Raw genomic sequence first — 24,165 nt, forward strand, 5'->3', positions numbered from 1 at the left:
TGGAACGCGAGGAAGGGCCCGGGGAAGGGTCCCCTCATCGCCGAGGGTCACGGTGAGCACGCCAGGAAGGATTTCGACCTGGCCTTACGAGCCGAGCATTTGGCCCGTGCTCATCGCCTCGTCTCGTATCGGGTCAGCACCACGCCGCCGGGAAATCTCCGCGTCTCGACCAGGTTCAGGTTCACCCAGCTGTCCAGCGCGGTGAAGAACGGCGTGCCACCACCCACCAGGACCGGCACGGTGACCAGCGCGTACTCGTCGATCAGCCCGGCCCGCATGGCCGCCCCGGCGAGCGTCGCGCCGCCGATGCCCATCGGGCCGCCGTCTACGGCCTTGAGCCGGGTGATCTCGGCGACCGCGTCGCCGGTGACCAGGCGGGTGTTCCAATCGACCTTGTCGATCGTCGATGAGAACACCACCTTCGGCGTGTCCCGCCAGTTCCGCGCGAACTCGATCTCCGCCGGGGTGGCGTTGGGCCGCTGGTCGCCGGTCGGCCAGTAGGAGCTCATCGTCTCCCACAGCTTGCGCCCGTACAGCGACATCTCGCTCGCCCGCTCCTGGTCGAGCCACCACTGGAACAGCTCGGCGCTCGGCGATGAGTCCGGTCCCTCCCCCCCACCCCAGCCGATGTCGTCGCCGGTCGCGGCGATGTAGCCGTCCAGGGTCACGTTCATGCCGAAGATCAGTTTCCGCATCGTGCCAGCCTTCCGTGATTCGATCTCACACGTACAGACGGGCGCGGCGCGGAAACCTAATCGGTGCGCGATCTGCGTCCGCAGGTAGTCCTCGCGTTCCGGACTCAGCACGGCGTACTCGGCGGGCTCGAGCACCGCCGACCGGATCTCGATTTCACCCTCGCAAACGCCTGGTCACACAGCTACAGCGCCGGGCCCTCTCACCGCGCTGGAGATCGCCAAGCAGTTCCCGGCGCTGGGCATCTCGCTCGGCGACCAACGGCCGCACATGCGCCGCAAGATCCGCGAGTACCTACCTCTCTACCAGCGCCGACGCAGCTAAGCGGCGCGCGCTCCAGCGCCGCGGCGTACTCGCCGAGGACGCCGTCGTAGGCGGGCGGCAGCCGGGTGGGGCGGGCGCCCGGACGGCGCTTCGTGATCTCGGAAGCGGATCCGGGCACCTGCGAGGAGTCGGAGTGCGCAATCTCGGAAGTCACACCTGGGAGTCTGCTTCCGAGATTGTGAAGTGCAGGGTGAACGTTGCCAAGCGGCGGTCACGCTGGCGACGCGTCGGCGGACGGCCCTTGTCGACCCGCACGAGCGTGAGTGCTAGGCACGGATTCGCTAAGTATAGAAGTACGTACTATTCTCCTCCTTCATAATGAAGGATGTAGATATCTATGAGAGCGACTCTGACGGCCTCCTCTACGACCCTCGGGTCAGGGCCGCGATGACCCAGCTCGCCGACAGCGACGAAGACCTGCTCACCTTCGAAGCGGGCGCCGCCGTCCGCACCGCCAACCATGCCGTCGAACGCATGCGCGCCCACGGCGCTCAGGGACGAGGGGTCAGCGCGGGCGCGCTCGACCTGCTGATCCGCCTCAACAACAGCGAGCACGGCATCAGCATCGGCGAGCTGGCCCGCACCGCCGGGGTCAGCTCCCGCAACGCCACCGGCTTGGTCGACACGCTGGAGCACAACGGATTGGTCCGCCGGGTCCCCGACCCGACGGATCGACGTTCGGTTCTGGCCGAGATCACACCCGCCGGGCGAGCGTGGATGGAGGCGTTCCGCAAGCCGTCGCAACTTGCCATGCGGGCGATGTTCCACAGGTTCACACCTGAAGAACTGGTCGTTCTGCGCGACCTGTGCCTGCGGCTGGCCGCCAACCAGCATCACCTCGCCGATCACCTGCGCCAGATCGGACAACAGCCATGAACACGACAGCTCAGGAACAAACCCGTCGCACCGTGCGCGGCTATCACGAGGCGCGCTTCCGCGGCGAGGTGTCCGCAGCGGCAGCGCACCTGGGAGAGCCGTTCCGCTTCCAGAGCCCGTTCATCACCTCCGACGATCGGACGGGCCATCTGGCTACCTTGCCGGGGTTTGTATCCATCGTGACCGGCGTCGAGCTGATCAGCGAGCTGTACGGCGAAGCGGAGGCCACGCTCGTGTACGACGTGCACACCGCGACGCCGGTCGGGACTCAGCGCACGGCCGAGCACTTCCGGCTGGACGGCGACAAGATCGTGTCGATCATGCTGTTGTTCGACGCCTCGCCCTGGCAGCCGATGAAGACCCAGATCGAGCTATGAAACGACGCACCCCAGGGCCCGTGCCAAAGTTGGCGAGTTTGGCGTCGGTGCACCCGCGACGGCGGCTCGCGGGTGGTTGGGGTGTCGGTGTGCTCCAGGGCAGCCGAAGAAGATTCCGCCCACGGGTCGCGGTCCCTGCCTGCCTGGTTCACGCTGCATTGGCGTCCTCGCCGAGATCGAGGTTGACCTCCATGTCGTCCAGCCAGCAGCTCGCGGGCCTTGTTGTGCATGGTGTCCCCCGGCTGCGACTCGACATCGTCACCAAGGTCTGTCCGGGGTTTCTATCCGTCCTCACGCCAGATCCGGAGACGGCCCGCTTCCTTCAGCCGCTGCCGCCGGGCGATCACGTATCCGCCGGTCACGAGAAGGTCGAGCAGAGCGGCCGGAATCCAATAGGTGCCCGTCCGGTTCAGCTCCTCCTCGGAAACCCCGGCGATCAACGCCCCGGCGAACGCCCCCACCGAGACGTACGCGGCGACCGCGTGAACGACGAGAAGGCGACTCAGCCGAACGGCCCTGGTCACCATGCGGACGCCGACCCCGTGGCAGACCGACCAGACGGCCGCGCAGGAGGCCACGAGCGTGCAGCCGGCGATGAGCCATCCACCCAGGGGATTCATCCCCACGAAAACGGTCGGCCCCAACGCGAACACCATCGAGAAGGGCAGGAGGGCCGCCACCGTCGCCGCGCGCAACCGAACGTTGTCGTCATCCAACTCGTCCGCGAAACTCCGCGCCCGAGCCCGCCGCCGCCTCCTCTCCTCCCAGGTCGGGTGCTTTCCCCGCACGGCGCCGACCCCCCACCAGAGCAGGCTTGTCACCGCGCCGACCGCGGCCAGACCCAGGATCGAATGGCCGTCCACACGCGGCCCGCCGATACCGAAGAACGAGGCCACCCGGTCACCACCGAGCTCCATCAGCCAACCCCCGACGCGCTGGACCGCGAATAACCCCACGAGGGCGACGATCGCCAGCAGGCAACCCTTGGCCGTGAGCTTCTCCTCATCACCGGGCCCTTCGGAGGTCGGCGGCTTCCCGGCTTGATGAATCGGCGGCTTCCCGGGATGAAGGAGCAGATCGGCGACAGTGGCCCGCAGGTCGGCGTGCACCGTCCCCGAGTCGATTCGGTCAGCGGCGGCCAGGGCCGTACGAGAGGCGTCCGCGTCCCTCTGGTGCGCGTGGATCAACGCCTGAAGCAACAGCGGGAAAGAATCCCCCGGTCGCTCGGCCGCCAGCCGATCCGCATATGCCCGCGCCCACGAAGAACGCCCTTCCTCACAGCGTTTCACCACGTGGGCGAAAGCCTCGTCCTCACTTACCAACGGGACCCTGCCCTGCGCGGGTCATCATGACGCCCGTGCGAACGACTCGGGCCCGGCCACGCCGAATCCATGCGCCCGCCGCGCCACCTGAAGGACCATGCCTCCATATTTGTAGATCGACAGGTTGTTCCGGTCTGTTTCCGCGCAAGAGGTCACGACATGCCACTCCGCGCTCGCGTAGGAACCTTGGAGGAGCCTGCCGGTGCCCTCGTGTCCTTCGCCGCCTTCGCCATCGGTTTCGTGGCCCGCCGGATCGGCGCGTTCGTCGCCGGCCACTACGGCGACCGGATCGGCCGCAAGAAAGTGCTCGTCGCGACGCTGCTCATCGCACCGCTCCGCGCTGACGTCGACGCGGTCATTCCGGCCAAGCGAGCGGGACGTCAGCCGGCGTCGCTGAGCAGCGCGTCGCCAACGCGGGTGCGCTGGTACTGCACCACGGGCCCCCGCCGCGTGCGGGTCACCAGATCGGCGTCGAGCAGCACGCTCAGGTGGTACGACACCGTGGACGGGGCAAGCTGGTGGCGCCGGCTCAGCTCGGTGGTCGAGCGGGATATGCCCAGATCGCGCAGGATCGCGGCGCGGCTGGTCCCGATCAGTCCCGACAGCGCCGTGTCGGCCTTCGATTCGGCGGCGGTCCCGCCCGCCGGGTAGGCGATGAACGCGTCCAGCGGGTCGCACACCTGCACCTGCAGGTTGGGCCATCCGAGCGCCGACGGCGACAGGACCAGCTCGCTGTCGCTCAGATCGCTCGCCCCGTCGTACGGCTTGACGATGCGCATCTCCTCTGGGGCCCAGTCGAGCTCGGGATGCAGGGTCTCCAGCACATGGCCGACCCCGTGGGTGGCCATCAGGTGCGCCCGTCTCGCCACGTCCGCGGCCAGCCGTTCCTCGATCGCCTTCTGGTGGTCGGCGAGCGCGATCAGCCAGAAACGGCGAAGGCCGTCGGCGGCCCGCTGGGCGAAGCTGCCGTCCTCCAGGACACGGCGGACGCGGTCCGGCATGCCCCCGTTCGGGTAACGCTCCTCTAACAACTGTTCCGCCGTCTTCTCGACGGGGGTTTGGCTGACTGCGTCCAGTTGGGCGGACAGCACGCGCTTCCACGAGCCCACGCCGGGCCGCGGCGTCAGCATGTCCAGGACGTAGCCCTGCGAGCCGTGCGGCATCACGGCCGCGATCAGCGCGACATCGGGGTCGCGTAACGCGTACCGGGCGGAGGCGTCCGCCATGCCGAGGACCGGGTGGCGCCGATTGGCGGCGGCCAGGCGCAGCCAGGCGGTGATCTCGAACGCCGGTGAGGGCGCGATCCTGGTGCGGGCAAGACCGGAAACGTTGAATTTAACGGTAATCATGAGGCACTGTAAATCACTTTCGAGCCTGATCGAATGTGTACCGGGCCGCCGATCGCGGTGATTCACTGTGAAAGCGACACGACCACCCGCGACATGGACGACCTTACCGGGGCCGGCCTGCGCAAAGATTGCCGAAACCATTCCCGCACGGGGACTCAAGGAGCCTTGTGAGCTCGCCACAGGGTTCCCGTTCCTCCCCGGACGATGGCACTTCACTCGCCAGGCCGAAGAGCGTTCCATTCCACATCCCGAAGATCTGCCTTTCCCGGAGCGGACCAGCCGGGGACGGCGATCGGAGGCCGTAGACCGCCACGCTCACTCGACGCGTGGCACGAGACACCGACAATTCAGAAAGGAGGGAATCCAATGGTCAAGCACTACTTCAAGTACGCGCTCAGCACGCTCACCGCTGCCATGTTCGTCTTCAGCACGTGATCCACCAGTCGCCCGGGGCCGTTCGCTGAGCGGCCCCGGGCGCCGAGAACGGAGGTTCAGCCGATGTTCGCCAGCGCCGTACACCAACTCCGGTACGCCGCCGGGCTGCTGCGTGGCGACCGGATGCCCGTCGAGAGCCTGGCCCACATCGCCCGCGACCTCGTGGCGACGGTCAGGCAGTTCGGCGAGCCCGGCGATGATGCGGCCCTGTTGCCCGGCCGGCAGGGCGCCACCGACCCGGAGGTACGCCGCACCGTGCTGACCCGGGGGCTGCGTCTGACCGCACGGCGTGCCGCCACCCGCACCGCGTACTACCAGACGATGTTCGCCAACCTCGGCATGCGTCCGCAGGACCTGACCCTGGACTCCTGGACCGCGCTCCCGGTCACCCCGAAGGCGGCGCTGCGCGGCATGCCCGCGGCCTTCGTGTCCGTCGGCATCGAGCCCGCGCTGCTCGCGCTCACGACCGGCACAAGCGGCACCCCGACGCACGTCTGGCTCAGCCGGCGTGAGGTGGACATGATGGTGGCGCTGAACACCATCTCGGCGGTGCTCGGTGAGCGCCTGCGCCCCGGGGACGTCCTCGCCTACGCCGGGTCCTCACGCGGCACCATTCCCGTGCTCTGCGTCAGCACGGCGGTGATGGCGGTCGGCGCCACGTTCATGCAGCTCGGCACCCTTGACCCGGAGGTCGCCCTTGAGCGGCTGGCCGCTCCGCTGACGCTACCCGGCCCTGCGCGCCAGATCACCCACCTGACCGCGAACACCTCCTACCTCGCCGCACTCGTCTCCGCGGCGGAGCGGGGCGGCTGGCGTGCGGCCGACTTCGGGCTGCGGTCACTCCAGGTCGGCGGCGAGGTGCTCAGCGACGCGCTGCGCCTGCGCGCGCGACAGGTGTTCGGCGTCGAACCCGAAATCGGTTATGTCCTGACCGAGTCGATGCCGGCCGGCGCGCGGCTCTGCTCCGCCCGCCACCTGCACCACACCACCGAGTTCGCCCACGTGGAGGTCCTCGACCCGGTGACGTACCGGCCGGTGGCGCCGGGCGAGATCGGGACGATCGTCGTCACCCCGTTAGTGCCGTACCGCGAATGCACGCTTTTGATGCGTTACGTCACCGGCGACCTCGTCCGCCGCCTCGCCACACCACCCACCTGCGAACTGGCCCCCGCCCCGGCCACCACCGACATCGCCGCCGCGGCCGCAAGCACCGACGTCACCACCGTCGCCGCGACCTCGGACATCCTGGGCCGCTACGCCGGACCGCTGTCCCTGGACGTGCCACACCGCCAGGTCCTCGAAGTCCTGGACGCCGAACCGGACGTCGCCCTCCCCGCGAGATACGCCCTCACCCCCGAACCGACCGGCCCCGTCCTGCACGTCCTAGCCGAGCACCGCTCCCCCCGGCTACTCGCCCGCCTGGAGGAAGCCGCCGCCACCCGCGGCCTCCCCCTCAGCGGAATAGTCCTCCACGATGACCTGGCCGACATGCCCGCCACCCCGCCCCTGCGCGCCGACCTCCGAGAACACTCCTTCGACCACCACCCCACACCCGCGGCCGCCCTCCTCGGAGCCCACCCATGACCGGCACCCCACGGCCGCGAACCGACGCCCAAGAGCACGCGCCCGACCGGCATCCCACGGCCGCGGCAGCACCGACAATCCTCGGAGCGCGCCCATGACCGGCCCCTCGCCGATCCTCTCCGCGGCCCTCGTCGCCCTGGTCGCCGTGATGATCACGGCCGCCGCGGCCTACTGCGCGCGCTTCCGCCTGCCCCGCCCTCCGGTCGGCACCTACACCTACCCCGACATGGTCGTCATCTTCGTCGTCGTGGTGCTGGCGCCGCTGACCTACCTCAATCTCCCCGGCCCCGTGGTCGCGGGGGTGTTCGGGCTGGTCCTGCTGTTCGCGGCCCAACTCGCCCTCGCTCCCCTCGTCGGGGGCCGTCCGGCGTGGGCCGTGTCGGTGGCGCTCTGCCTGGCCACCGGAGCGGCGGCACTCACCGGCGCGGCCCTCGCGGTGACCGTCCTCACCGATGTCCTGCTGGCGGCGGGAGTCATCGCGGTCACCAGCCTCTGGGCGCAGAGCGGCATGCGTGCCGGTCACGTCGCGCTGTTGTCGGCACTGCTCACCGGCTACGACCTGATCGCCACGGTGTCCACCACGATCATGACCCGGTTCTTCACCGAAGTACGCGGCCTGCCGTTCGCGCCCCTGTTCACCCTCAGCGACGGGCCCACGCCGGTCGCCATGGGGCTCGGCGACCTGATGATGCTGGTGCTGTTCCCCCTCGTCGCGCACCGCTCCTTCGGCCGAGCCGCGGGCGTGGTCGCCGCGCTGGCCGGTGTCACCGTCACCGCCATAGTCTCCGCGCTGTTCGTCTGGGGCGTCCTCACCGAAGGTCTGCCGTTGCTGACCGTCCTTGGACCCGTCGTCGTCGCGCAGTACCTGCTGTGGCGCGCCACCGGCCGCCACGAGCGTCGCACCTCGGAACGGGAAACACCGGCCACCGCCGATCCCACCCCCGATGCGACACTGACGGCCGCGCTGACCGCACCGCCCCGGGACGACCCCTGGGTGGCCGTGCACAAGGGCCGCATCGTCGGCACAGGGCCGACGCCAGGCCTGGCCCGCCGCTCAGCCCGGGAGAACGGATGCGCGGCGTTGCCGGCCGTCCACGCCGGCGGCGACCTGACCCCGGCCAAGCCCGCCTCCACCTGAGTCCGGACCTACCGGCCGCGATCGCGCCAAGGAATATCAGCGCTTAACTCGGAGCGACCATCGCTGCCTCCGCCGTCGGGGTGCCGCTCCGGCGGGTTCGTCGCCGGAGCGGCGCATCAGGTACGCGCACGGGTTTCACGTCGTCGCGGCCTCGCGGGTCGGCTGCGCGCCTGTGCGTGGAGAGGCTGACGAAAGCCGGAACCTATGGGGGTCGTCAGGCCCGAGGGTTGAAGGGGATGCCACTTGGCTTGGCGCTTGCGAGCAGGTCCGCGAACCTCCCGTCAGTGATCTTGATGGTCGCGTCGCCGAAGTCCGCGTTCATCAGCCTGTCGCGCAGCGAGGTGCTGGGCCAGCCGTTCCAGTCCACGAGCGGCGGATAGCGCCAGTCGTGGTAGTGGTTCTCCGGCGGGTCGTCATTGCCGTTGGCGAGCCGGAAGAAGTGCGTGGACAGCCCGTCCTTGTGGTAGACGATCTTGGGGTGCGAACCGTCGAAGCGCACCTGCGAGCGCGTGTAGGTCACGACGCTGCTGTGCTGCGTGGTCGACACGTACTCCACCTGGTTCGACGCCTGGTTGATCCAGGAGATGACGTGCTCCCAGTCGTGACGGTGGCCGCCGAGGCTGATGAGGGGCAGCGCCTGGTCCTTCTCGAAGTAGCTGGCGTACACGACGGCGCACCAGCCGTTGTCGCACTTGGACCGGGCGTAGGTCTGCGAGTTGTCCAGGTCCGACTGGTCACGGCAGTTGCCGTTGACCGCACCGGTCGGTTTCAGCCCCGGGGCGAGGGTCCCGTCCGGACCGATGGCGGGGGTGGCGTAGCAGCCGTCGCCGTCGTAGTCGTAGGCCGGCGAGAACGACAGCTCGTACTCTCCAGCCGACTGGGGAAGGTTGCGGGGCGGATCGGCGTAGGCCGCCGACGCCGGGATCACGACCCCCAGAACGGTGGCGCCGAGCACGATCCCGAACCGGGAGAGCTTGCGCTTGGAGAACGTTGGGGAAGACGTGCTCCTCTCTGACACGGTCGCTGACTTCGATGCCCTCGCGGTGGACGTGAATGACGACAGTTTTCGCATTCTTCCGCTTTCTCGAAGGACTGGCTCCATGACGTGGATCGCATCGACGTGGAGGGGTGGTAGAGCGATCGGCGGCGTTCTCCGGCCAATGTGAGCACCCCTCACATTTCCACGGAACCACAGGACCGACGCTTGATCAAGGTCCGCCAACCAGATGACACCGACATATATCGGCGACGGCCGAAAGGTGGCCCACGAGCGAACCCCATGAACCGCCTCCCGGCACAGCCGGCTTGCCGTAGCCGACCCCGGGCCAGGCAGGATCAGCCGCGCCCGCGACCACACCCCGTTCCTGCACACTGTCGCCGGCAACCGCAACGCCATCCGCCGCTACGAGTACCTCGGATTCCGGCTGGCGCTGCCGGCGATGACGACATCAGACCTTCACGGCGCGCAGGCGACGCTGGCTGATCTTTTCGATGTCATCGACGTCAGAGGTCAACACGGTGACCGGTGCGGGAAGGCGTAGAGCAGTAGCGCACACCATGGCGTCGATGGCGTACTTGTGGCCATGCAATCCGGCCTGGGCGAGCAGTGCGGCACCATCGCGAGCGATGTCCTTCGTCACCGGCTCGACGGTCAGGCGCGACAATGTCCATTCGTAGCGAGCACGATTGAGCTTCGGGTGGGAGACCTCGACGAGGGTCGCCGCGCTGACCACTACGCGAACGTCTTCCTCCTCTGCCGCAGCCAGCCATTCCGTGAGCTCAGAAACTTGCAGTACCGCCTTGGACAGCCCTTCAGAGTCGAGGACGAGCGTTCCCGGCATCATGCGGCAGATGTGCCGGCAGAGCCCCGCTCAGGCAGGTCGCTCCGCAGGAGTGCGCGCTTTGCTTCGACTCCCGCGCGATCCACCGGACCGTGCTGGGATTCGGCCGCACTGATGAGCTCACGCAAGTTGTCTCGCTCGACCTGCCGGGACAGCGCCTCGGAGACATAGGCAGAAAAGCTGGCCTTACCGATACGAGCCTGCACGACAGCGGCAAGATCCTCCGGGATCGTGACGCTGAATTTCCTCGTTCCACCACTCATGCCACCAACAATAGCATCGGTAGGATTGATGGTAGGATGATCAATCTCCTACCCGCCACCTTCACCCGCCGCACCCGCGCCAGATGAGGCCATGCGGACCCTGCCAGTCGACGTCGGCGACTTCCGGCGCGCCTCGGCATGTGGTGGGCGCTTCGACCGAGTCAATCACGCGATCACTTCTCGAACACCAGTATGATGCCACGGTCCAGACAGACGGTGATCCACCTGGAAAGGGCTGCACGTGGCGCAGAAGGTGATACTGGTTGACGACCTCGACCACTCCGAGGGCGACGACGTGGCGAGACGGGAGTTCCCGCTGCTGAACCGGACCTTCGCCATCGACCTGTCCGATGCCAACCAGCAGCGGCTGAGCGAGGCTCTCGCGTTCATCGAAGAGGTCCTGGCGAGCTCCCGCGAGGTGAAGCAGGCGTCGCGGTCGAAGAAGGCCGCCGACCCCTCCCCCCGATTGCAGGGCTACACACTCACCGACGTTCGCGAATGGGCACGCGAGCAAGGGCTGGAGGTACCCGCACGTGGAAAGGTCGCCGACGAGGTCCTCGAAAAGTTCATCGCCGCCCACCCCGACGCAAGCTCCACACACTCGGCGCCGGACGAACAGCCAGGCGAAGAAGCAGAGAACGGCACGAAGCCGAACACCGACACCTGAGCCGGAGGCCAGCTTGAATGGCGGCCCTCGGCTCGGAGTCGCACCCGACCGGGCGGCCGTCACACTGAACCCGCCCGGCTCCGGTGCTCGTGCGCGGCCGGAGGCGACAACCCGTTCCGATCAGCCGAAAGTGGCCATCAGCGCTCTCGCGACGCGGCGACGCCCTCGGCCGGGCCCGCCACTCGGCCCGAGAGAACGGATGCCCGGCTACTCGACCTGTAGCGAGCAGCCGCCCCGCCCCGCGTAGCCAGCCCGGGGCGGGCACCCCTCCCCCGTTGAGTTCACCCCGGAAACAACCAGGACCGGCGAGCGGAGCCCGAAGGCTCAGATTCGGAAGCTCGCCGGTCCCAGGGTTGAAAACTCCTCCACAGAGAGAGGACCCCCATCGTAACCCAGCGCCCGACGGTGCGCTTCGCCGCTGCATACAGCGTATATGGCTATAGCGTCAACCTCGGCGAGGTCGACGCTCTGTGCCGAACCTGCGGCTCAGGCCGGTGAAAGGATGTCCCTCGCGTCATCCACCACGAGTTGTAGATGGCGACGGAGCATACGAAGCTGCCTCGTCCGGGACTGCTTGGCGTGAGGTATGACCGTACCCGTGAGCACTCGATAGCTGCGCGTTGCCTCCGCACGAAGACGCATGATCTCATATGCTTCGGCTAGCTCAGGAAGATAGGCAGTACGGTAACGGTGGCCTCGCGGGCTGTACGAAAATACCGCGTTGCTTTCCTTTAACTCCGCGAGAGATTCCCGCAGAAAACTCAGGCCACTCCGCACCTGATGCGGAGTAAGGTTTGTCACCTGTAGGATTTCACTAAAAGTCAGCCCTCGGGTTCTTGCAGATTGCAGAGCGTCGAAGACACTGCGAGCTGCAACCTCAGGGCGGACGTGCGCTGTCATGCTCTTGCATCTCCCCCCAGACGGAAGATCGTGTCAGCGGATGTGTGTCGCGCCTGGACTGTCAATTTGACGCCGATATACAAGATCGCCACTGCTTCTCACGACCCGCCTTCGAGAAGTCTTATGAGGTCCTTGTCGAAGTCCAATCTCCCGGTATCCAAGACGTGCTCGATCCAGTCGACGGCCGCCCTAACCCGGTTAATCCCTTCTCGAATGGAAATCTTGGAGTCGTCCGACAGTTCAGCGAGATGGAGCCCCGGCAGAGTCCTGCCCACGCCACTTGCAAACGCGGAGCACAGTCCTAGCACGGTAAGCACTTCCTGCTGCTCATTCACCCGCCGGACATCAGGACGTTTCTTGGTCTCGTCATGAGCATGCCGAATACTGCTCGTTTGCGCCCTGTTGAATGTCTCTCGCACGTGTGGCCTGTCGACTGCTCGCCTGACCACTTCTGGTCTTTGCATGACCCGGTCCAGCACCTCGACCGCCACACGGTCGTCCTTGATTAGATCCTCGACGTGTCGGATCGCCTCCTCCGCCGTTTCGGGCGTGTCAGGCTTCCAACCGAGCGCGCGATTGGCAGCATCGCAAGTCCAGCGCCGCTCGCCTGTCCTCTGGTAGACGGGTGGGTCATTGATCATGTTGAAGCGGTCAGGCTGGTAGGACAGGATCCGGTGCACCGTCCACGACGCATGCTCATTGCGCCGTTCCTTCGGCCATGAGCCAGAGACCAGTCGATACTCTTCTAGGCGGGGGAGTTCAAGCCCCACCTCCTCCGCGTACAACCCAAGAAGTTTGTAAGCCTTTGCTGGTAGCCGCTTCCCCGGCGGAGGCAATGGCACGATCTCCAGGGCGACATCCCCCACGCCGAACTGGGACAAGGTCTCGCCGCCCACGAACTCCCGTCCGCGGCGGACCTGATCGTCCCACTTCTCGGGGCCGTACTCGGTAACCAGGCTCGCGGTCATAGCGACCTCCTGAGGAGCCTCCTTGACAGATCCACTCTATTACCACGTGAGAGAAATGTCCGTGTTGGGGCTCGCCGTGGCTCGTCTCCTGGCCGAAATGTCCGACCTGCAGCGAGGCTCCGAGGACTGGCCAGCTCTTCGCTGGCCGCCCGCGAGGCCAGCGGACGCGCCCTCGAGTTCGACATCCAGTAGCTGGAGGATGACGACGGGGAGGCGTCGGAGTCTCTCCTCACTGTGCCGTGTCGCCTGGTCACGCTGGCGGCACGCCACCTGCCTCCCGCGCGGGGCCGGACGGGCTCTCCTGACCTCGATGCGACCGGGCTGCTGCTGATGGGCCGCCTGGCCCTGCCGCTGATGTTGTCGTTCGTCCAACCCTCAACCGGTGCGGCCGGATTGCTCTGCCTTCCCGTCGTGTGCCCCTCGGCCGGGTAGTGCTACCTGTGGCAGAACCACTATTCGCGATCCGGACGTCGTCCGCTGGTGCATCCCGCACTGGCACGGTCGGCTCCGTCCACTGCGGGCACGGTGACGGGATGAGGGTGTCGCGGGTGATTTCTCCGGCTATACCTACCAATATAATCGGATATTGTGCGATCATGTCGGCCATGCGCAATGCTTTACTTCGACCGCCGTCGATCTGACCCGCCCGCCGATGAGCCGACCGCCGACGCGCTGCGACGCGAGCACCACGCCCGCGAGGTGCCGCTCCGGCCACGCCCAGGGCAAGATCGTCATCGAGGTCGCCCCGTGAGCGGGCGAACCGGCGGGCACAGCGGCGTTTCGCTCACCTGCCCGACGGAGGAGAACCCGTGAGCGCATCCATCGCCGGTCACCGTGAGACCGCCGGGCCCGAGCCGGACCGCGTCGTGGCCACCGGCGCCCCGCTGGACGCGGCCGAGACCGGTTCGCCGCACCCGCTCGACAATCCGGCCCGATCCTCGCTGACCGGGCCGCACGCGCACTTCGCCGAGCGGCGCGGCAATATTCTTCGTTACCCTGTCGACGTGTCGTCGTTCGTGGCCCTCCCCGAGGTCCCGACCGCGCAGGACTGGGCCGACATCGCCACGCTGGCCGACCCGGACGGGTTCGTCCCGCTGATCGGCGTCGCCGTCCCGCCCCCAGCCGGATGGGAGGTCCAGATCCATGGTGCCGGCGTGCAGATGGTCGACGACGGCATCGCCGCCGTCGCGGACGAGGAGGCGATCCGGCTCACGGTGGCCGACGTACCGGACATGCTCGCCCTGACCCAGCGCACCAAGCCCGGCCCGTTCCTGCCGCGCACCATCGAGCTCGGCACCTACCTGGGCATCCGCCGCCACGGCGAGCTGGTCGCCATGGCCGGTGAACGGCTTCACCCGCCCGGCTGGACCGAGATCAGCGCCGTCTGCACCGATGCCGCCCACCGCGGGCAGGGCCTGGCGACGCGGCTCGTGCGCGCGGTCGCCGCCGGCATCCGAGCCCGCGGCGAAACCCCATTCCTGCACGCCGCCGCCGACAACACGAACGCCATCCGCCTGTACGAGTCGCTCGGATTCCGGCTGCGCCAAACCGTGACGTTCAAGACCGCCCGGGTCCCCGACGATGTCGCCGTCGGCTGAGCGGACGGCCGCCGACCTCAGCGTCGATGCGGCCGTCGCCGAAGTGGTCACGCTCACCAGCGAGCTGATCGCGATCGACACCACCAACACCGGCGACCCGTCGATCCTCGGCACCGAGCGCGCCGCCGCCGAGTACGTCGCCGAGAAGCTCGCCGAGGTCGGCTACGACACCACCTACCTGCAGTCGGACGCACCCGGCCGCGGCAACGTCATCGCCCGGCTCCCCGGCGCCGACGCGTCGCGCGGGGCGCTGCTCGTGCACGGCCATCTGGACGTCGTCCCCGCGGACGCGGCGGAGTGGTCGGTGCACCCGTTCTCCGGCGAGGTCCGCGACGGTTATGTGTGGGGCCGCGGCGCGGTCGACATGAAGGACATGGTCGCGATGACCCTCGCCGTCGCCCGCGCGTTCAAGCGCGACGGCATCGTCCCGCCCCGTGACCTGATCTTCGCCTTCGTGTCCGACGAGGAAGCCGGCGGATTCCACGGCGCCCGCTGGCTCGTCGACAACCACCCCGATCTGTTCGAGGGCGCCACCGAAGCGATCAGCGAGGTCGGTGGCTTCTCCATCACACTCACCGGGGGCGTCCGCGCGTATCTCGTCGAAACCGCCGAAAAGGGCGCCATGTGGCTGCGGCTCAAGGTCACCGGCACCGCCGGGCACGGGTCGATGCTGCACACCGACAACCCTGTCGCCAAGCTCGCCGCCGCGATCGCCCGGCTCGAACAGCACCGCTTCCCTCTCGTGCTCACCGACCCGGTCCGGGACTTCCTGCACGGCGTCGGCGAGTTGACCGGCGTGCCCTTCGACGAGTCCGACCCCGAGGCGGCGGTCGCCCGGCTGGGCAACCTGTCGCGGCTCATCGGCGCCACCCTGCGCGACACCGCCAACGTCACCATGTTCAACGCCGGCTACAAAGCCAACGTCGTCCCGTCCGTCGCCCACGCCACCGTCGACGGGCGCATGCTCCCCGGCCGCGAAGCCGCCTTCGAAGCCGCGCTCACCGAAATCCTCGGGCCCGACGTCGAACTCGACTGGGACAGTCTCCCGCCGGTCCAGACGACCTTCGACGGAACGCTCGTCGACGCGATGACGGCAGCGATCACCGCGGAGGACCCTGGCGCGCGGCTGCTGCCCTACATGCTCTCCGCCGGCACCGACGCGAAATCGTTCCAGCGGCTCGGCATCCGCAACTTCGGCTTCGCCCCGCTCAAGCTGCCCCCGGACCTGGACTTCACCGCCCTGTTCCACGGCGTCGACGAACGCGTCCCCATAGACGCCCTACACTTCGGCACCCGCACCCTCCACCGCCTGCTACGCGACTGCTAAGCGAAGCCCTGACCGCAAATGATCAAAGAGTCCGGCCCCCTGCATTCCCTCGCCGACATCGACCGCTGCGCACCTGCGGGCTCAGGCGGGTCACACCGAGAACGGGAGTCGTAACCACCTGCGGCGACTGCCGTGCCGACAGCCATCGCCACAAGCGCGGCGGCGCGCTCGACTACCTGATGGGCGAGCCGTGGATGCTCATGACCGGCGGGGGCCAGATCACCGGGGTGTTCGCCGGATACGCGATCCCCGCACCTCACGTGCTGTTGGCACCGATCACCGCGGTTGAGCAGCCCGCGGCGGGCGACCACGGTCGACATTAGTCCCGCGTTTCTCCCCTGGCCGCCTCTATGAGGTGTTCCTGCCATGACGCCATGTCTTCATTCATCGGAAGGAGGTGTCATGACCGTGCTCGCGGCCGGCATCGCGCTGCTGAGTTCGCTGTTCTTCGCGCTGGGAGCGGCGCTGCAGCAGCACGAGGCGGCCCGCGCCGCCCAGCCGCGCCTGAGCGTGCTCCTTCGCAGGCCTCGCTGGCTGCTCGCCGGAGCGTCGATCGCCGTCGGCAGCGGGCTGCACATCTCCGCGCTGAGCGTCGGGCCACTGACCGTGGTTCAGCCGATGGGAGTGGCCAGCCTCCTGTTCGCCCTGGCGGTCGCCGCCGCACTGCACGGCCGCAAACCCTCGTGGAGCGAGCTCGCCGCAGCCTGCGTGGTGGGAATCGGACTGACCGGGCTCATCCTGCTCGTCCCCACCTCCAGCCACACCCCCGCTCTCAACAGCAGAGACGCGGTCACGATGCTCTTGGGAGCCGCGCTCGCGGCCCTGGCCTGCTTCGCCATCGCCAAGCGCTTGGCGGGCGCCGGCCGTACCGCACTGCTCGCGATCGGCGCGGGCGTCATGTACGGCGCGGTCGCGACGCTCACCCGCGTCCTGGCTGGAGGGACAGGCTGGGACCTGTGGCTCCTGACCATCCTGCCGTTCCCCGCCCTGGCGGCGTTGTTGCTGCTGCAGCGCGCTTACGCAATCGGTCACTTCGCCGTGGCGTACGCCACCGTGCAGGTGGCCGATCCGCTCACCGCGATCGCCTGCGGCGCGCTGCTCCTGGGCGAACCACTGCCGACGAACACGAGGGCCGCCGTAGCAGCGGTCCTGCTGGCCGCCGCCGGAACCTTCGCCCTCGCCCGAACCACCCCCATGAGCCGATGAGCATCCCGACTCCCCCCGCGAACTCCGCCCTCGAGGAGCTGTGTGATCTCGTCATGTAGGGCCATCGCTGTCCTCAAGGTCGGTGGGCGTCTGCTGGTCAGCGTAGTGACAAGGCAGGTCAAGTGATCTGCACGTTCAACGCGGCGGCTGTGGCGCTGAGCGGGAAGCGAGCGGCGTTACGCCGCCCCGTGGCGCGCAGCTCGTCCAGCATGGTCGGGTCTGTTTCCAATCGGGTGAGGATCTTGGCTAGGGCTGTGGCGTCGGTCAGCTCGACGCCCAGTGCGGACTCGCCCAAGACCTCGATCAGGCCGGGCACCGGTCGGTAGAGTACGGGCAGCCCGCACGCCTGCGCTTCGATGGCGACCAGGCCGAAAGCTTCCAGAGTGGTGGACGGCATGAGCAGCAGGTCGTGGTCGGCGAAGGCTTGCCAGAGCTTCGGGCGGGGCAGCCAGCCGAGGTAGGTCAGGTGACAGCCGGCGCGTACCAGGTCGGCCGCGCCTGCGGCGTACTCGCTGAGCGGAGCGGCGACGCTCAGATGAACGTCGCCGACAACGGCCAAACGGCGCGGTTAACCCTGGAGGAGCCTGCCAACAGCCAGCATCGACCAGTTGTCCATCACAGCGAAGAAGAGGGGACCCAACCTTGGCCACCGACAACGACGTCGAGGGTGTCGCCGCGCTACGTGCCTCCATGGTGCGTGAACTCCGCGACCAGGGGGCGATCCAGTCCGAGCTCGTGGCGGCCGCCTTCACCGCCGTGCCACGCCATCTGTTCACGCCGGGCGAGCCGCTGAAGGTCGCCTACGCCACGGACAACGCGCCGATCGTCAAGCGCGACGACAACGGCCTGACCCTCAGCTCCGTATCCGCCCCCCATCTCCAGGCCACCATGCTGGAAGCGGCCGAGATCAAACCCGGCATGCGCGTGTGCGAGGTTGGGAGCGGAGGCTACAACGCAGCCTTGCTGGCCGAGCTCGTCGGCGACGGCGGACATGTAACCACGGTGGACATCGACCCCGACATCGTCGAGCGCGCCCGCACCTTGCTCAACGAGGCCGGCTACCACCACGTCAACGTGCTCCAGGCCGACGCGGAGGAAGGCGTCCCCAACGCTGCTCCGTTCGACCGGATCATCGTCACGGCCGGGAGCTGGGACATCCCGCCCGCGTGGATCGACCAGCTTGCCCACGATGGCCGGATCGTCGTCCCGCTCCGGCTGAAGGGGACGACCCGCTGGATCGCGTTCGACCGCGACAGCGAAGGCGGCCTGGTGAGCCGCAGCTACGGGTTGTGCGTCTTCGTGCCGTTCCAGGGGTCCGGTTCCCACACTGAGCGGAATGTCACGATCGACAACGGGGTGGTGCTGCGCCTCGACGACGAGAACCTTAAGGAAGATGCGGAGGCGCTGCGCCGGGCGTTGCACCTGCCGAGGATCGAACGCTGGTCCGGGGCCGCGTTCGACATGCCCGACGAGCTGATGCTGTTCCTGCTCACCAACGACCCGAACATGGCGATGCTGCACGCCGACCAGGAGGCCATCGACCACGGCTTGCTCGCACGCCCGCCACTCAAGGGCGTGCCCGCCTTGATCAGCGGCGACAGCTTCGCCTACCGGGCCGCGCGACCGAACGACGACATGGGCAGCGGATACGAGAGCGGCGTCTACGCCCACGGGCCCTCGGCCGAGGACCTCGCCGCCCGGTACGTAGAACTGCTGCGCCAGTGGGCGGACAAGTACCACCGACGCGGCGCCGCGTCCATCCAGTACATCCCCAAGCCCGCCACCCCGCCGGCCCCCTCCAGCGGGGTCATCACCAAACGGCACGGGACCGTCGTCGTCACCTGGCCATAGACCGCCGGGCTCCCCCGGGTGAGGCCAAAGGATCTGCCCAGGGGAGCACCGGGGAACCCACCCGCCCCAACGAAGGAGGGACCTTCATGCCCGCCCGCTCTACCGGAGGTGCGGCAACGCTCGCACCGCCCGCGCTGGAACCCCAGGACACCGAAGGCTGGGACGCCGACTGGCACGCCGAGCTGGACGGCGTCAGCCCGTGCGGACTTCCCAGCCGTCGAGACTGAACGTCTGCCCGCGGTTGAACGCCTGGATCCCAGCGCGGACGTAAGTGACGATCTCTTCGGGGAGTTGCGTAGGCCCGCCACTGGCGGTCGTATTCGGCGACTGCTGCCAGGGGGGCAGGCCAGTAGCCCTGCGAAGTGGACCCGGGAGGCGCTCGGACGGGCGTTCGCCCGGGTTTCGCGTTTCAACGCCTAGCTGAAGAACACGAACGGCTCCACCGGTGGCTTGACTGGGACGCGCATCTCCCAATGCCCAGGGCCGTTCATTGTCTCTCCAGTCGGCCGGCCGCACGGGCACGTCCATGGGTCGGTGTCGTCGATCTCGGCAATTGGCGGCCAGAAGCGGAAAAGGATCTCCGTCGTCTGCGGCCTCTTTCGATCCTTCGGCCAGTGCTCGATGTGGAACCTGTGCGGCTTGTGCGCATGCAGCAGCAGCGGAAGCCCGGAGATCGCAGTGCGCGTCTCACCGACCACTCCCTGAGCCTGCACCCGGTAGGTGCCGGTCAACGTGATGGAGCCGAACAGGCTCGCGTTGTGTGCCTCGCCCTCCAGCGTGGCGGCAATCTCCCCGGGGTGGGCGGGGGCGAGCTGTCGGTGCGACGCCTCATTGGCAACCCGGTCTCGGGCGGCTTCGATCTGAGTCAGGCGGGCCGCCTCATCGGCGGACTTGGTTGCTGCGGCGGCCGAGATGGCCGCTGATTTCTCGGAGGCCTCGGCAACCTCTCTCGCCTTCCGGTTCTGTCGCAAGGCGAATCCTGAGACGCCGAGAGCGAGAACGGAGACGGTGAATGCTGGCCAGTCGAAGCTCATGGGGGTGAGACGCTCGATACAGGCGAGTGGTTCACCTTCCCGCGGTTCCTCCGGTCGCCATGGCGAGTAGGCCTTTCCGGTGTGGGCACTGGTCGAGAGTGCCAGTGGCCGAGTCGTTGGGGTCACGAGCGTCTATGACGAGGCGTCCCCGCTGCTATGGCGGGACGAGGCAGAGAGGGCAGAGGCGTCTCTATTCTTGGCCACCACCGTCACCGACCCCGCCTACCGCCAGCGTCGACCTGGCTGCCTCATCGCCTACTACTGTGACGTCCAGGGCTGGACGGTAGTGCGGACGTCGAGCACCACGGCGTCACCGCCTACGCGCTACAACGGTGCGCAGATCCACAGCCGGGCCTGGCCGCGCTCGGGATGGCGTTCACCTGACCACTCAGTGAATCCCATTGGGCTCATCGCTGATCCGCGGGACGGGTACGAGCGGAGCCAGGCTCCTCACCCGCTCTGCCAGTTCCCGAGCCTCGGCTCCAGGGGCGCCGATCCCAAATAGGTCCTGATTCAAGGCGCGGAGCCGCAGCCGAGTCGTCTCCCTCAAGGCGTCCGGTTCGACTGTGGACAGGACGTTCAACGCCAGCGCTGCGCCATCCGAGTACTGGCCTCGCGCAACCTCGCCCCGCGCCAGCAGCAACGTCGCTGTCGCCCACCCCGGACGACCAACAGGGACGTGCTGAAGGGAAGCAGCAGCGTGGGCTCGGGCTTGCTCGTGGTCGCTGAGCAGGAGAGCGGCTTCCGATAGATGCAACTCCAGTTCGGCCAAGTCGAATCCGAACCGTCCCGGCTGTTCGCCGTGAGAGTCCGCGGCCATCTCGTCCTGCGCTGCCGCAGCCGTCGCAATGGCGTCCTGACGCTGCCCAAGCAACGCCTGAGATCGCAACTGCGCCCATGCGAGGATCTGGGCCCTCCGCAGTGGCGTGTCAGCGTACTCCAGCGCCTGTCGCGCCAGATCGAGCGCCTCAGCCGGCCGGTCCTGCGTGTAGGCCGTCATGGCCTGCGCGCCAAGCGACCAGCACACCAGCTCGTTTTGGCCCACCGCTGTCCCCAAGCGGGCGGCGGTGGCAAAGTGGATCCCTGCGGCCGGATAGTCCGCCAAGTGGAACGCCAGGTTTCCCACCAGCGCCGACAACCAGCCAGCCAGGCGCCGGAGCTCTCGCCGGTCCACGTCCGTTTGAGGTTGGCGCAGCATGCGCCCCACCAAGGCGCGCGTCCGGTGAACCTCCAGGGCGAGCAGGCCCGGTGTGAAACGCGAGTAGTGCAGCGCGTAGTACCCCACTGCCGAACCCAAATGCTCACGCGCTAGCGCTCCGCCGCCGGGGCCTTCCACTTCAAGGGCGAGTTCGATTGATTCCCGCAGAGCTTCCAGAGCCGCGTCCGCCATTGTTGCCTGCCTCTTCGTCGCCACCGTCAGGTCAGACCCCCGATGGGCAACGTACCTGCTGTCATCGCTGGAGGACAGGACGCTGGCACTCCGGGAGAGATGTCTCAACCCGAGCTGATTAGGACTCACCCCGTACAGCCGACACAACACGCCGCCGTACTCGGGACCAGGGTCGCCCTTGCCGTGCTCCCACTTGCACAGCATTGACGAGTTCAACGCAGGCTCGGCCAGCCCGTCCGCCTCGTACAGCCTCAAGATCGCGGCGAGGCATTGAGGTCTGGACCAGCCGTAGGCCAGCCTCCACGCCTCCAACGGCAACATCTCGGGTTGCAGGTCAGCGAGGATCGCCCGAACCGTCTGCTCGACGCTCATTCCTCCACGTTGGCAGGCGAAGCGGATTTCCTGGGCTCGGCGTTGCAGCTCGGCCCGTCGTGCTCGGCTCATCGTGGCCATGACGACCTCCGGCGCGAAAAAGATGCACCCAGAGTAGCGCCACCGGCACGTTCGGAACATTGTCTTCGGGTAGCAATGTTCGGCCACAACGCTGGCATTGTCCCGTTCACACTCGGGGGCGGACCGTGATGGAGACACCCCAGCGGCCCCGGCTACAGCTGGGAGAGGGAGCACACCATGTCCATCACCACAGGCCCCCGAGTGCGCGACGAGGACCGTGGAAGGCGTCCGGGCGTTCATTCCCGCCGGCGCCCGACCCTGATCGAGCCCATCCCATGAGCGACGCGCTCAGCTGGGCCGTCTTCAAGCTCATGACGAGGCAGCCGAGGACCGCCGACGAAGCCATGCAAAAGGCCCTGGAGTTGGTGGAGCAGATCGAAGCCGAGGAGGTAGGGGAGCAGGGTGCGCATGCCGGACCGGTAGCTCCGCAGGGGAATCACAAGGACAGGCTCCACGCGAGTAAAACGAGGAGAACGCCGCCATGAAGTTCACTCTCCGCTCTCACATGCTCGACGAGTTCTTCCGCGCCCGGGTCGGCCCCAAGGTGACGGCTCCGCTGTGGGCAGTTCATCAGATCGGGGTCGCCAGGAACGTCTACCTCCCCCGGTTCCGCGCGGCCTCCGATCGCAAGCCGCTCGTCCGGATCGGAGCCGAACTGGCCGCCCTGACCGCCAAATGGCGCTGCCTGCCCTTCCACTACTTCCGGTACGAGCTGTACGACCGGTCCCTGAGCTTCGAGCAAGTCGCGGCCTACCTGCCCGACACGGTGTTTTACAGCCGCCTGCTGCCAGTGGTGAATCGGGCCGTCGAACTGCTGGACGACAAGGTCGCATGCAAGCGCATCCTCGCCGACGCCGGGATCCCCCAACCGCCCCTGCTGATGACAGGAGAGCGCAGCGGCCTGTGGCTCGACCGATCCGGTGACCGCGTCCCGACCGACTCCGCCTCGACGCTGGACGCCGCTCTGGACGGAGCCGGCGAAGTGGTGATCAAACCCGCCCGATACACCAGCGGCGGCGCGGGCGTCACGGTCGTGTGCAACGAGCACGGGATGCTGAGGCAGCAGGACGGGTCGCCGTTCAGCCTGGCTGCCTACGGTCAGGAATGGGGCGGCTGGCTCATCGAGGCGTTCGTCCACCAGCATCGGGAGCTGGCCGCCTTCAACCCGCACTCCCTCAACACCTTCAGGGCCATCACCGCCCTGGGCCCAGACGGTGCCCACGTCCTATACGTACTGATCAAGAGCAGTACGGGCGTCGATGCGGTGGACAACGCCTGCAACGGTGGCCTGTATGCCCGCGTCGACCCAGCCACCGGCACCGTCGATGAGATCGCGCACACCACCGCACTGGTCCGCCACCGTCGTCATCCGGTGACCGGCCTCGCCTTCGCCGAGCAGCGGATCACCACGATCAGCCAGGTTGTGGCCACGGCCGAGCGAGCCGCCGTTCACTTCCCCAAAACTCCGATCATCGGCTGGGACATCGCCGTGGACCAGGACGGGAGGGCCTTGATCATCGAGGGTAATAGCAGCCCCAGCCTCATGAACCTGCAACGCTCCCACGGCGGCCTTGCCGCCGCCCTCGGAAGATCCCTGATCGACGACCGGAGGCCGTCGTGACCCTGCCTTCGATATCCAACGCCGCCCTGCGCGCGGCTCGCGAAGCGATGTCGCCCCTGCTGGCCGAGTGGACCGCCAAGCCCGAACTGCACGCCTTGTGCATCCTGTCCTCCAGCGCCGAGAACCCGGACAACCCGACTCGCTTCGACCAAGAGTCGGACTTCGACGTCGCCATCGTCTTGGACGTCCCGATACGGGCCGGCGAGTGGCGACCCCATCTGGACGACACCTGTACGCTGATCGCCGATCGCATCCCTGACTGGGTTCCCGAGTTCGCGTTCTGGATCCAGGTCCCGTGGGGCTCCATGGAGGTCAACGCCCACCAGTTGATCTACCAGTACGAGTGCGACCCCAGAACCCGTTGGACCGGCGAGAAATGCGACGTCTTCCTGAACAAGAGCGACGTCTTATGCGACCGAGACGGCTCTTTTCAGGCCCTGGCACGCGATAAGGCCCAAGCTGCCCAGGCCCAGCTCGTCCGAGAGCGTGACAGACTCGCCAATCGCATCACCTGGGACGTACGGGAGATGTCGCTGCGCCAGGCCCGCAGGCTCGGCCCCGAGGCCGGCCACTTCCTGCTGAACCGCGCAGTCGACGAGGTGATCGACTGTGTTTACGCTACCGCCGGGCTGTTCGTCCCGAACAATAAGTGGAAGCTCCACCATCTCTCCAGCCGAGGGCTCATCGATGCCCGGCAAGCTGCGCTGCTGCGCGAGGCTCTGCGCTGCGATCCCGCCTGTTATGCCGACCTGGAACGCCGCGTCCAGGCCTTGGAGAATTTCTGCGCCCAGGCCGAGGGGCTGGCCACCAGCGGGGCGGACGCCCAAGAGGTCCGGCGACGCTACCAGCGCACGCTTCAGCTCAAGCCCGCGCCTGGCCGATCTTGACCGGGAGCCTCACCAGGCCCTCGACACCACCGGCCGCACCGGTCGCCCTGCGACACTCTGC

At 67.7% G+C, this 24,165-nt stretch carries 24 protein-coding genes; 13 read left to right on the forward strand and 11 right to left on the reverse strand.

What is annotated here, in order from left to right; translation table 11 throughout:
- Nucleotides 1-110: 110 nt before the first annotated feature.
- Entirely contained in the window at nt 111-695 is a 585-nt protein-coding gene (locus AB0H21_RS15570; RefSeq protein WP_358516687.1) for a dihydrofolate reductase family protein, read from the reverse strand.
- A gap of 640 nt (nt 696-1,335) precedes the next feature.
- Here AB0H21_RS15570 and AB0H21_RS15575 point away from each other — a divergent pair.
- A complete protein-coding gene (locus tag AB0H21_RS15575) occupies nt 1,336-1,893 on the forward strand; it encodes a MarR family transcriptional regulator (RefSeq protein WP_358516689.1) in 558 nt (185 codons plus the stop codon).
- On the forward strand, nt 1,890-2,270 hold the full coding sequence (locus tag AB0H21_RS15580) for a hypothetical protein (RefSeq protein ID WP_358516691.1): 381 nt from the start codon (nt 1,890-1,892) through the stop codon (nt 2,268-2,270). Before AB0H21_RS15575 ends, AB0H21_RS15580 begins: the two co-directional genes overlap by 4 nt.
- A 281-nt stretch (nt 2,271-2,551) precedes the next feature.
- Here AB0H21_RS15580 and AB0H21_RS15585 read toward each other — a convergent pair whose 3' ends face one another.
- The 3 genes from AB0H21_RS15585 to AB0H21_RS15595 all read right to left on the reverse strand — a co-directional run bounded on the left by AB0H21_RS15585 (nt 2,552) and on the right by AB0H21_RS15595 (nt 4,941).
- The gene (locus tag AB0H21_RS15585) at nt 2,552-3,469 is read right to left on the reverse strand and encodes a hypothetical protein (RefSeq protein ID WP_358516693.1); all 918 of its coding nucleotides are present in this window, start codon (nt 3,467-3,469) and stop codon (nt 2,552-2,554) included.
- A 147-nt stretch (nt 3,470-3,616) separates the two neighbouring features.
- Nucleotides 3,617-3,868: a hypothetical protein gene (locus tag AB0H21_RS15590; protein WP_358516695.1), complete on the reverse strand. Its 252-nt coding sequence runs from the start codon at nt 3,866-3,868 to the stop codon at nt 3,617-3,619.
- A gap of 104 nt (nt 3,869-3,972) precedes the next feature.
- A complete protein-coding gene (locus AB0H21_RS15595) occupies nt 3,973-4,941 on the reverse strand; it encodes a DUF5937 family protein (protein WP_358516697.1) in 969 nt (322 codons plus the stop codon).
- A 498-nt stretch (nt 4,942-5,439) separates the two neighbouring features.
- On the opposite strand from AB0H21_RS15595, the gene AB0H21_RS15600 reads away from it, so the two are divergent.
- Both AB0H21_RS15600 and AB0H21_RS15605 read left to right on the forward strand, forming a co-directional pair.
- Complete coding sequence (locus AB0H21_RS15600; RefSeq protein WP_358516699.1) at nt 5,440-6,960, forward strand: AMP-binding protein; 1,521 nt, start codon at nt 5,440-5,442, stop codon at nt 6,958-6,960.
- Between the two features lie 94 nt (nt 6,961-7,054).
- Nucleotides 7,055-8,098, forward strand: coding sequence for a hypothetical protein (locus tag AB0H21_RS15605; RefSeq protein ID WP_358516700.1), 1,044 nt, complete (start codon nt 7,055-7,057; stop codon nt 8,096-8,098).
- Nucleotides 8,099-8,312: 214 nt separating this feature from the next.
- Here AB0H21_RS15605 and AB0H21_RS15610 read toward each other — a convergent pair whose 3' ends face one another.
- Nucleotides 8,313-9,116 carry an NPP1 family protein gene (locus AB0H21_RS15610; RefSeq protein WP_358516702.1) on the reverse strand — a complete coding sequence of 268 codons (804 nt, stop codon included), beginning with the start codon at nt 9,114-9,116 and terminating at the stop codon, nt 8,313-8,315.
- Nucleotides 9,117-9,432: 316 nt separating this feature from the next.
- Here AB0H21_RS15610 and AB0H21_RS15615 point away from each other — a divergent pair, with 316 nt between their 5' ends.
- Nucleotides 9,433-9,639, forward strand: coding sequence for a GNAT family N-acetyltransferase (locus tag AB0H21_RS15615; protein WP_358517298.1), 207 nt, complete (start codon nt 9,433-9,435; stop codon nt 9,637-9,639).
- Here the strand turns inward: AB0H21_RS15615 and AB0H21_RS15620 are convergent.
- Both AB0H21_RS15620 and AB0H21_RS15625 read right to left on the reverse strand, forming a co-directional pair.
- Complete coding sequence (locus AB0H21_RS15620; RefSeq protein ID WP_358517300.1) at nt 9,547-9,939, reverse strand: PIN domain-containing protein; 393 nt, start codon at nt 9,937-9,939, stop codon at nt 9,547-9,549. The genes AB0H21_RS15615 and AB0H21_RS15620 overlap by 93 nt on opposite strands.
- On the reverse strand, nt 9,939-10,202 hold the full coding sequence (locus AB0H21_RS15625; RefSeq protein WP_358516704.1) for a CopG family transcriptional regulator: 264 nt from the start codon (nt 10,200-10,202) through the stop codon (nt 9,939-9,941). Before AB0H21_RS15625 ends, AB0H21_RS15620 begins: the two co-directional genes overlap by 1 nt.
- 241 nt (nt 10,203-10,443) lie before the next feature.
- Between AB0H21_RS15625 and AB0H21_RS15630 the strand changes: the two genes are divergently transcribed.
- Nucleotides 10,444-10,869: an Lsr2 family protein gene (locus tag AB0H21_RS15630; protein WP_358516706.1), complete on the forward strand. Its 426-nt coding sequence runs from the start codon at nt 10,444-10,446 to the stop codon at nt 10,867-10,869.
- A 998-nt stretch (nt 10,870-11,867) separates the two neighbouring features.
- Here the strand turns inward: AB0H21_RS15630 and AB0H21_RS15635 are convergent.
- Nucleotides 11,868-12,737 carry a DUF6192 family protein gene (locus AB0H21_RS15635; protein WP_358516708.1) on the reverse strand — a complete coding sequence of 290 codons (870 nt, stop codon included), beginning with the start codon at nt 12,735-12,737 and terminating at the stop codon, nt 11,868-11,870.
- 809 nt (nt 12,738-13,546) lie between these two features.
- On the opposite strand from AB0H21_RS15635, the gene AB0H21_RS15640 reads away from it, so the two are divergent.
- From AB0H21_RS15640 to AB0H21_RS15650, 3 genes are all read left to right on the forward strand, one after another.
- Nucleotides 13,547-14,335 (forward strand): GNAT family N-acetyltransferase, encoded by a 789-nt coding sequence (locus AB0H21_RS15640; protein ID WP_358516709.1) that lies wholly within the window; start codon nt 13,547-13,549, stop codon nt 14,333-14,335.
- Complete coding sequence (locus AB0H21_RS15645) at nt 14,319-15,662, forward strand: M20/M25/M40 family metallo-hydrolase (RefSeq protein WP_358516711.1); 1,344 nt, start codon at nt 14,319-14,321, stop codon at nt 15,660-15,662. The genes AB0H21_RS15640 and AB0H21_RS15645 overlap by 17 nt, the downstream gene beginning before the upstream one ends.
- A 402-nt stretch (nt 15,663-16,064) precedes the next feature.
- Nucleotides 16,065-16,868 carry a DMT family transporter gene (locus tag AB0H21_RS15650; RefSeq protein ID WP_358516713.1) on the forward strand — a complete coding sequence of 268 codons (804 nt, stop codon included), beginning with the start codon at nt 16,065-16,067 and terminating at the stop codon, nt 16,866-16,868.
- Nucleotides 16,869-16,986: 118 nt separating this feature from the next.
- On the opposite strand, the gene AB0H21_RS15655 is transcribed toward AB0H21_RS15650, so the two are convergent.
- Nucleotides 16,987-17,427, reverse strand: coding sequence for a glycosyltransferase (locus AB0H21_RS15655; protein ID WP_358516714.1), 441 nt, complete (start codon nt 17,425-17,427; stop codon nt 16,987-16,989).
- A gap of 83 nt (nt 17,428-17,510) precedes the next feature.
- Here AB0H21_RS15655 and fxlM point away from each other — a divergent pair, with 83 nt between their 5' ends.
- Nucleotides 17,511-18,719: a methyltransferase, FxLD system gene (gene fxlM, locus AB0H21_RS15660; protein WP_358516716.1), complete on the forward strand. Its 1,209-nt coding sequence runs from the start codon at nt 17,511-17,513 to the stop codon at nt 18,717-18,719.
- A gap of 86 nt (nt 18,720-18,805) precedes the next feature.
- Complete coding sequence (locus AB0H21_RS15665; RefSeq protein WP_358516718.1) at nt 18,806-18,946, forward strand: hypothetical protein; 141 nt, start codon at nt 18,806-18,808, stop codon at nt 18,944-18,946.
- Between the two features lie 189 nt (nt 18,947-19,135).
- On the opposite strand, the gene AB0H21_RS15670 is transcribed toward AB0H21_RS15665, so the two are convergent.
- Entirely contained in the window at nt 19,136-19,753 is a 618-nt protein-coding gene (locus tag AB0H21_RS15670; protein ID WP_358516719.1) for a hypothetical protein, read from the reverse strand.
- Nucleotides 19,754-20,141: 388 nt separating this feature from the next.
- Complete coding sequence (locus AB0H21_RS15675) at nt 20,142-21,515, reverse strand: XRE family transcriptional regulator (RefSeq protein WP_358516721.1); 1,374 nt, start codon at nt 21,513-21,515, stop codon at nt 20,142-20,144.
- A 562-nt stretch (nt 21,516-22,077) separates the two neighbouring features.
- Here AB0H21_RS15675 and AB0H21_RS15680 point away from each other — a divergent pair.
- Together AB0H21_RS15680 and AB0H21_RS15685 are read left to right on the forward strand one after the other, a co-directional pair.
- Entirely contained in the window at nt 22,078-23,217 is a 1,140-nt protein-coding gene (locus AB0H21_RS15680; RefSeq protein WP_358516723.1) for a sugar-transfer associated ATP-grasp domain-containing protein, read from the forward strand.
- Nucleotides 23,214-24,104: a hypothetical protein gene (locus tag AB0H21_RS15685; RefSeq protein WP_358516725.1), complete on the forward strand. Its 891-nt coding sequence runs from the start codon at nt 23,214-23,216 to the stop codon at nt 24,102-24,104. Before AB0H21_RS15680 ends, AB0H21_RS15685 begins: the two co-directional genes overlap by 4 nt.
- Nucleotides 24,105-24,165: the final 61 nt, after the last annotated feature.

Source organism: Sphaerisporangium sp. NPDC051011, from assembly GCF_040653595.1.
Classification (GTDB): domain Bacteria; phylum Actinomycetota; class Actinomycetes; order Streptosporangiales; family Streptosporangiaceae; genus Sphaerisporangium.

Excerpts from the sequence above, each read along its gene's own strand:
- AB0H21_RS15600 (WP_358516699.1), top strand. The coding sequence starts at position 5,440 with ATGTTCGCCAGCGCCGTACACCAACTCCGGTACGCCGCCGGGCTGCTG.
- AB0H21_RS15605 (WP_358516700.1), top strand. The coding sequence starts at position 7,055 with ATGACCGGCCCCTCGCCGATCCTCTCCGCGGCCCTCGTCGCCCTGGTC.
- AB0H21_RS15625 (WP_358516704.1), bottom strand. The coding sequence starts at position 10,202 with ATGAGTGGTGGAACGAGGAAATTCAGCGTCACGATCCCGGAGGATCTT.
- AB0H21_RS15680 (WP_358516723.1), top strand. The coding sequence starts at position 22,078 with ATGAAGTTCACTCTCCGCTCTCACATGCTCGACGAGTTCTTCCGCGCC.
- AB0H21_RS15580 (WP_358516691.1), top strand. The coding sequence starts at position 1,890 with ATGAACACGACAGCTCAGGAACAAACCCGTCGCACCGTGCGCGGCTAT.
- AB0H21_RS15670 (WP_358516719.1), bottom strand. The coding sequence starts at position 19,753 with ATGAGCTTCGACTGGCCAGCATTCACCGTCTCCGTTCTCGCTCTCGGC.
- AB0H21_RS15665 (WP_358516718.1), top strand. The coding sequence starts at position 18,806 with ATGCCCGCCCGCTCTACCGGAGGTGCGGCAACGCTCGCACCGCCCGCG.
- AB0H21_RS15675 (WP_358516721.1), bottom strand. The coding sequence starts at position 21,515 with ATGAGCGTCGAGCAGACGGTTCGGGCGATCCTCGCTGACCTGCAACCC.
- AB0H21_RS15635 (WP_358516708.1), bottom strand. The coding sequence starts at position 12,737 with ATGACCGCGAGCCTGGTTACCGAGTACGGCCCCGAGAAGTGGGACGAT.
- AB0H21_RS15620 (WP_358517300.1), bottom strand. The coding sequence starts at position 9,939 with ATGCCGGGAACGCTCGTCCTCGACTCTGAAGGGCTGTCCAAGGCGGTA.
- AB0H21_RS15575 (WP_358516689.1), top strand. The coding sequence starts at position 1,336 with ATGAAGGATGTAGATATCTATGAGAGCGACTCTGACGGCCTCCTCTAC.
- AB0H21_RS15645 (WP_358516711.1), top strand. The coding sequence starts at position 14,319 with ATGTCGCCGTCGGCTGAGCGGACGGCCGCCGACCTCAGCGTCGATGCG.
- AB0H21_RS15595 (WP_358516697.1), bottom strand. The coding sequence starts at position 4,941 with ATGATTACCGTTAAATTCAACGTTTCCGGTCTTGCCCGCACCAGGATC.
- AB0H21_RS15650 (WP_358516713.1), top strand. The coding sequence starts at position 16,065 with ATGACCGTGCTCGCGGCCGGCATCGCGCTGCTGAGTTCGCTGTTCTTC.
- AB0H21_RS15570 (WP_358516687.1), bottom strand. The coding sequence starts at position 695 with ATGCGGAAACTGATCTTCGGCATGAACGTGACCCTGGACGGCTACATC.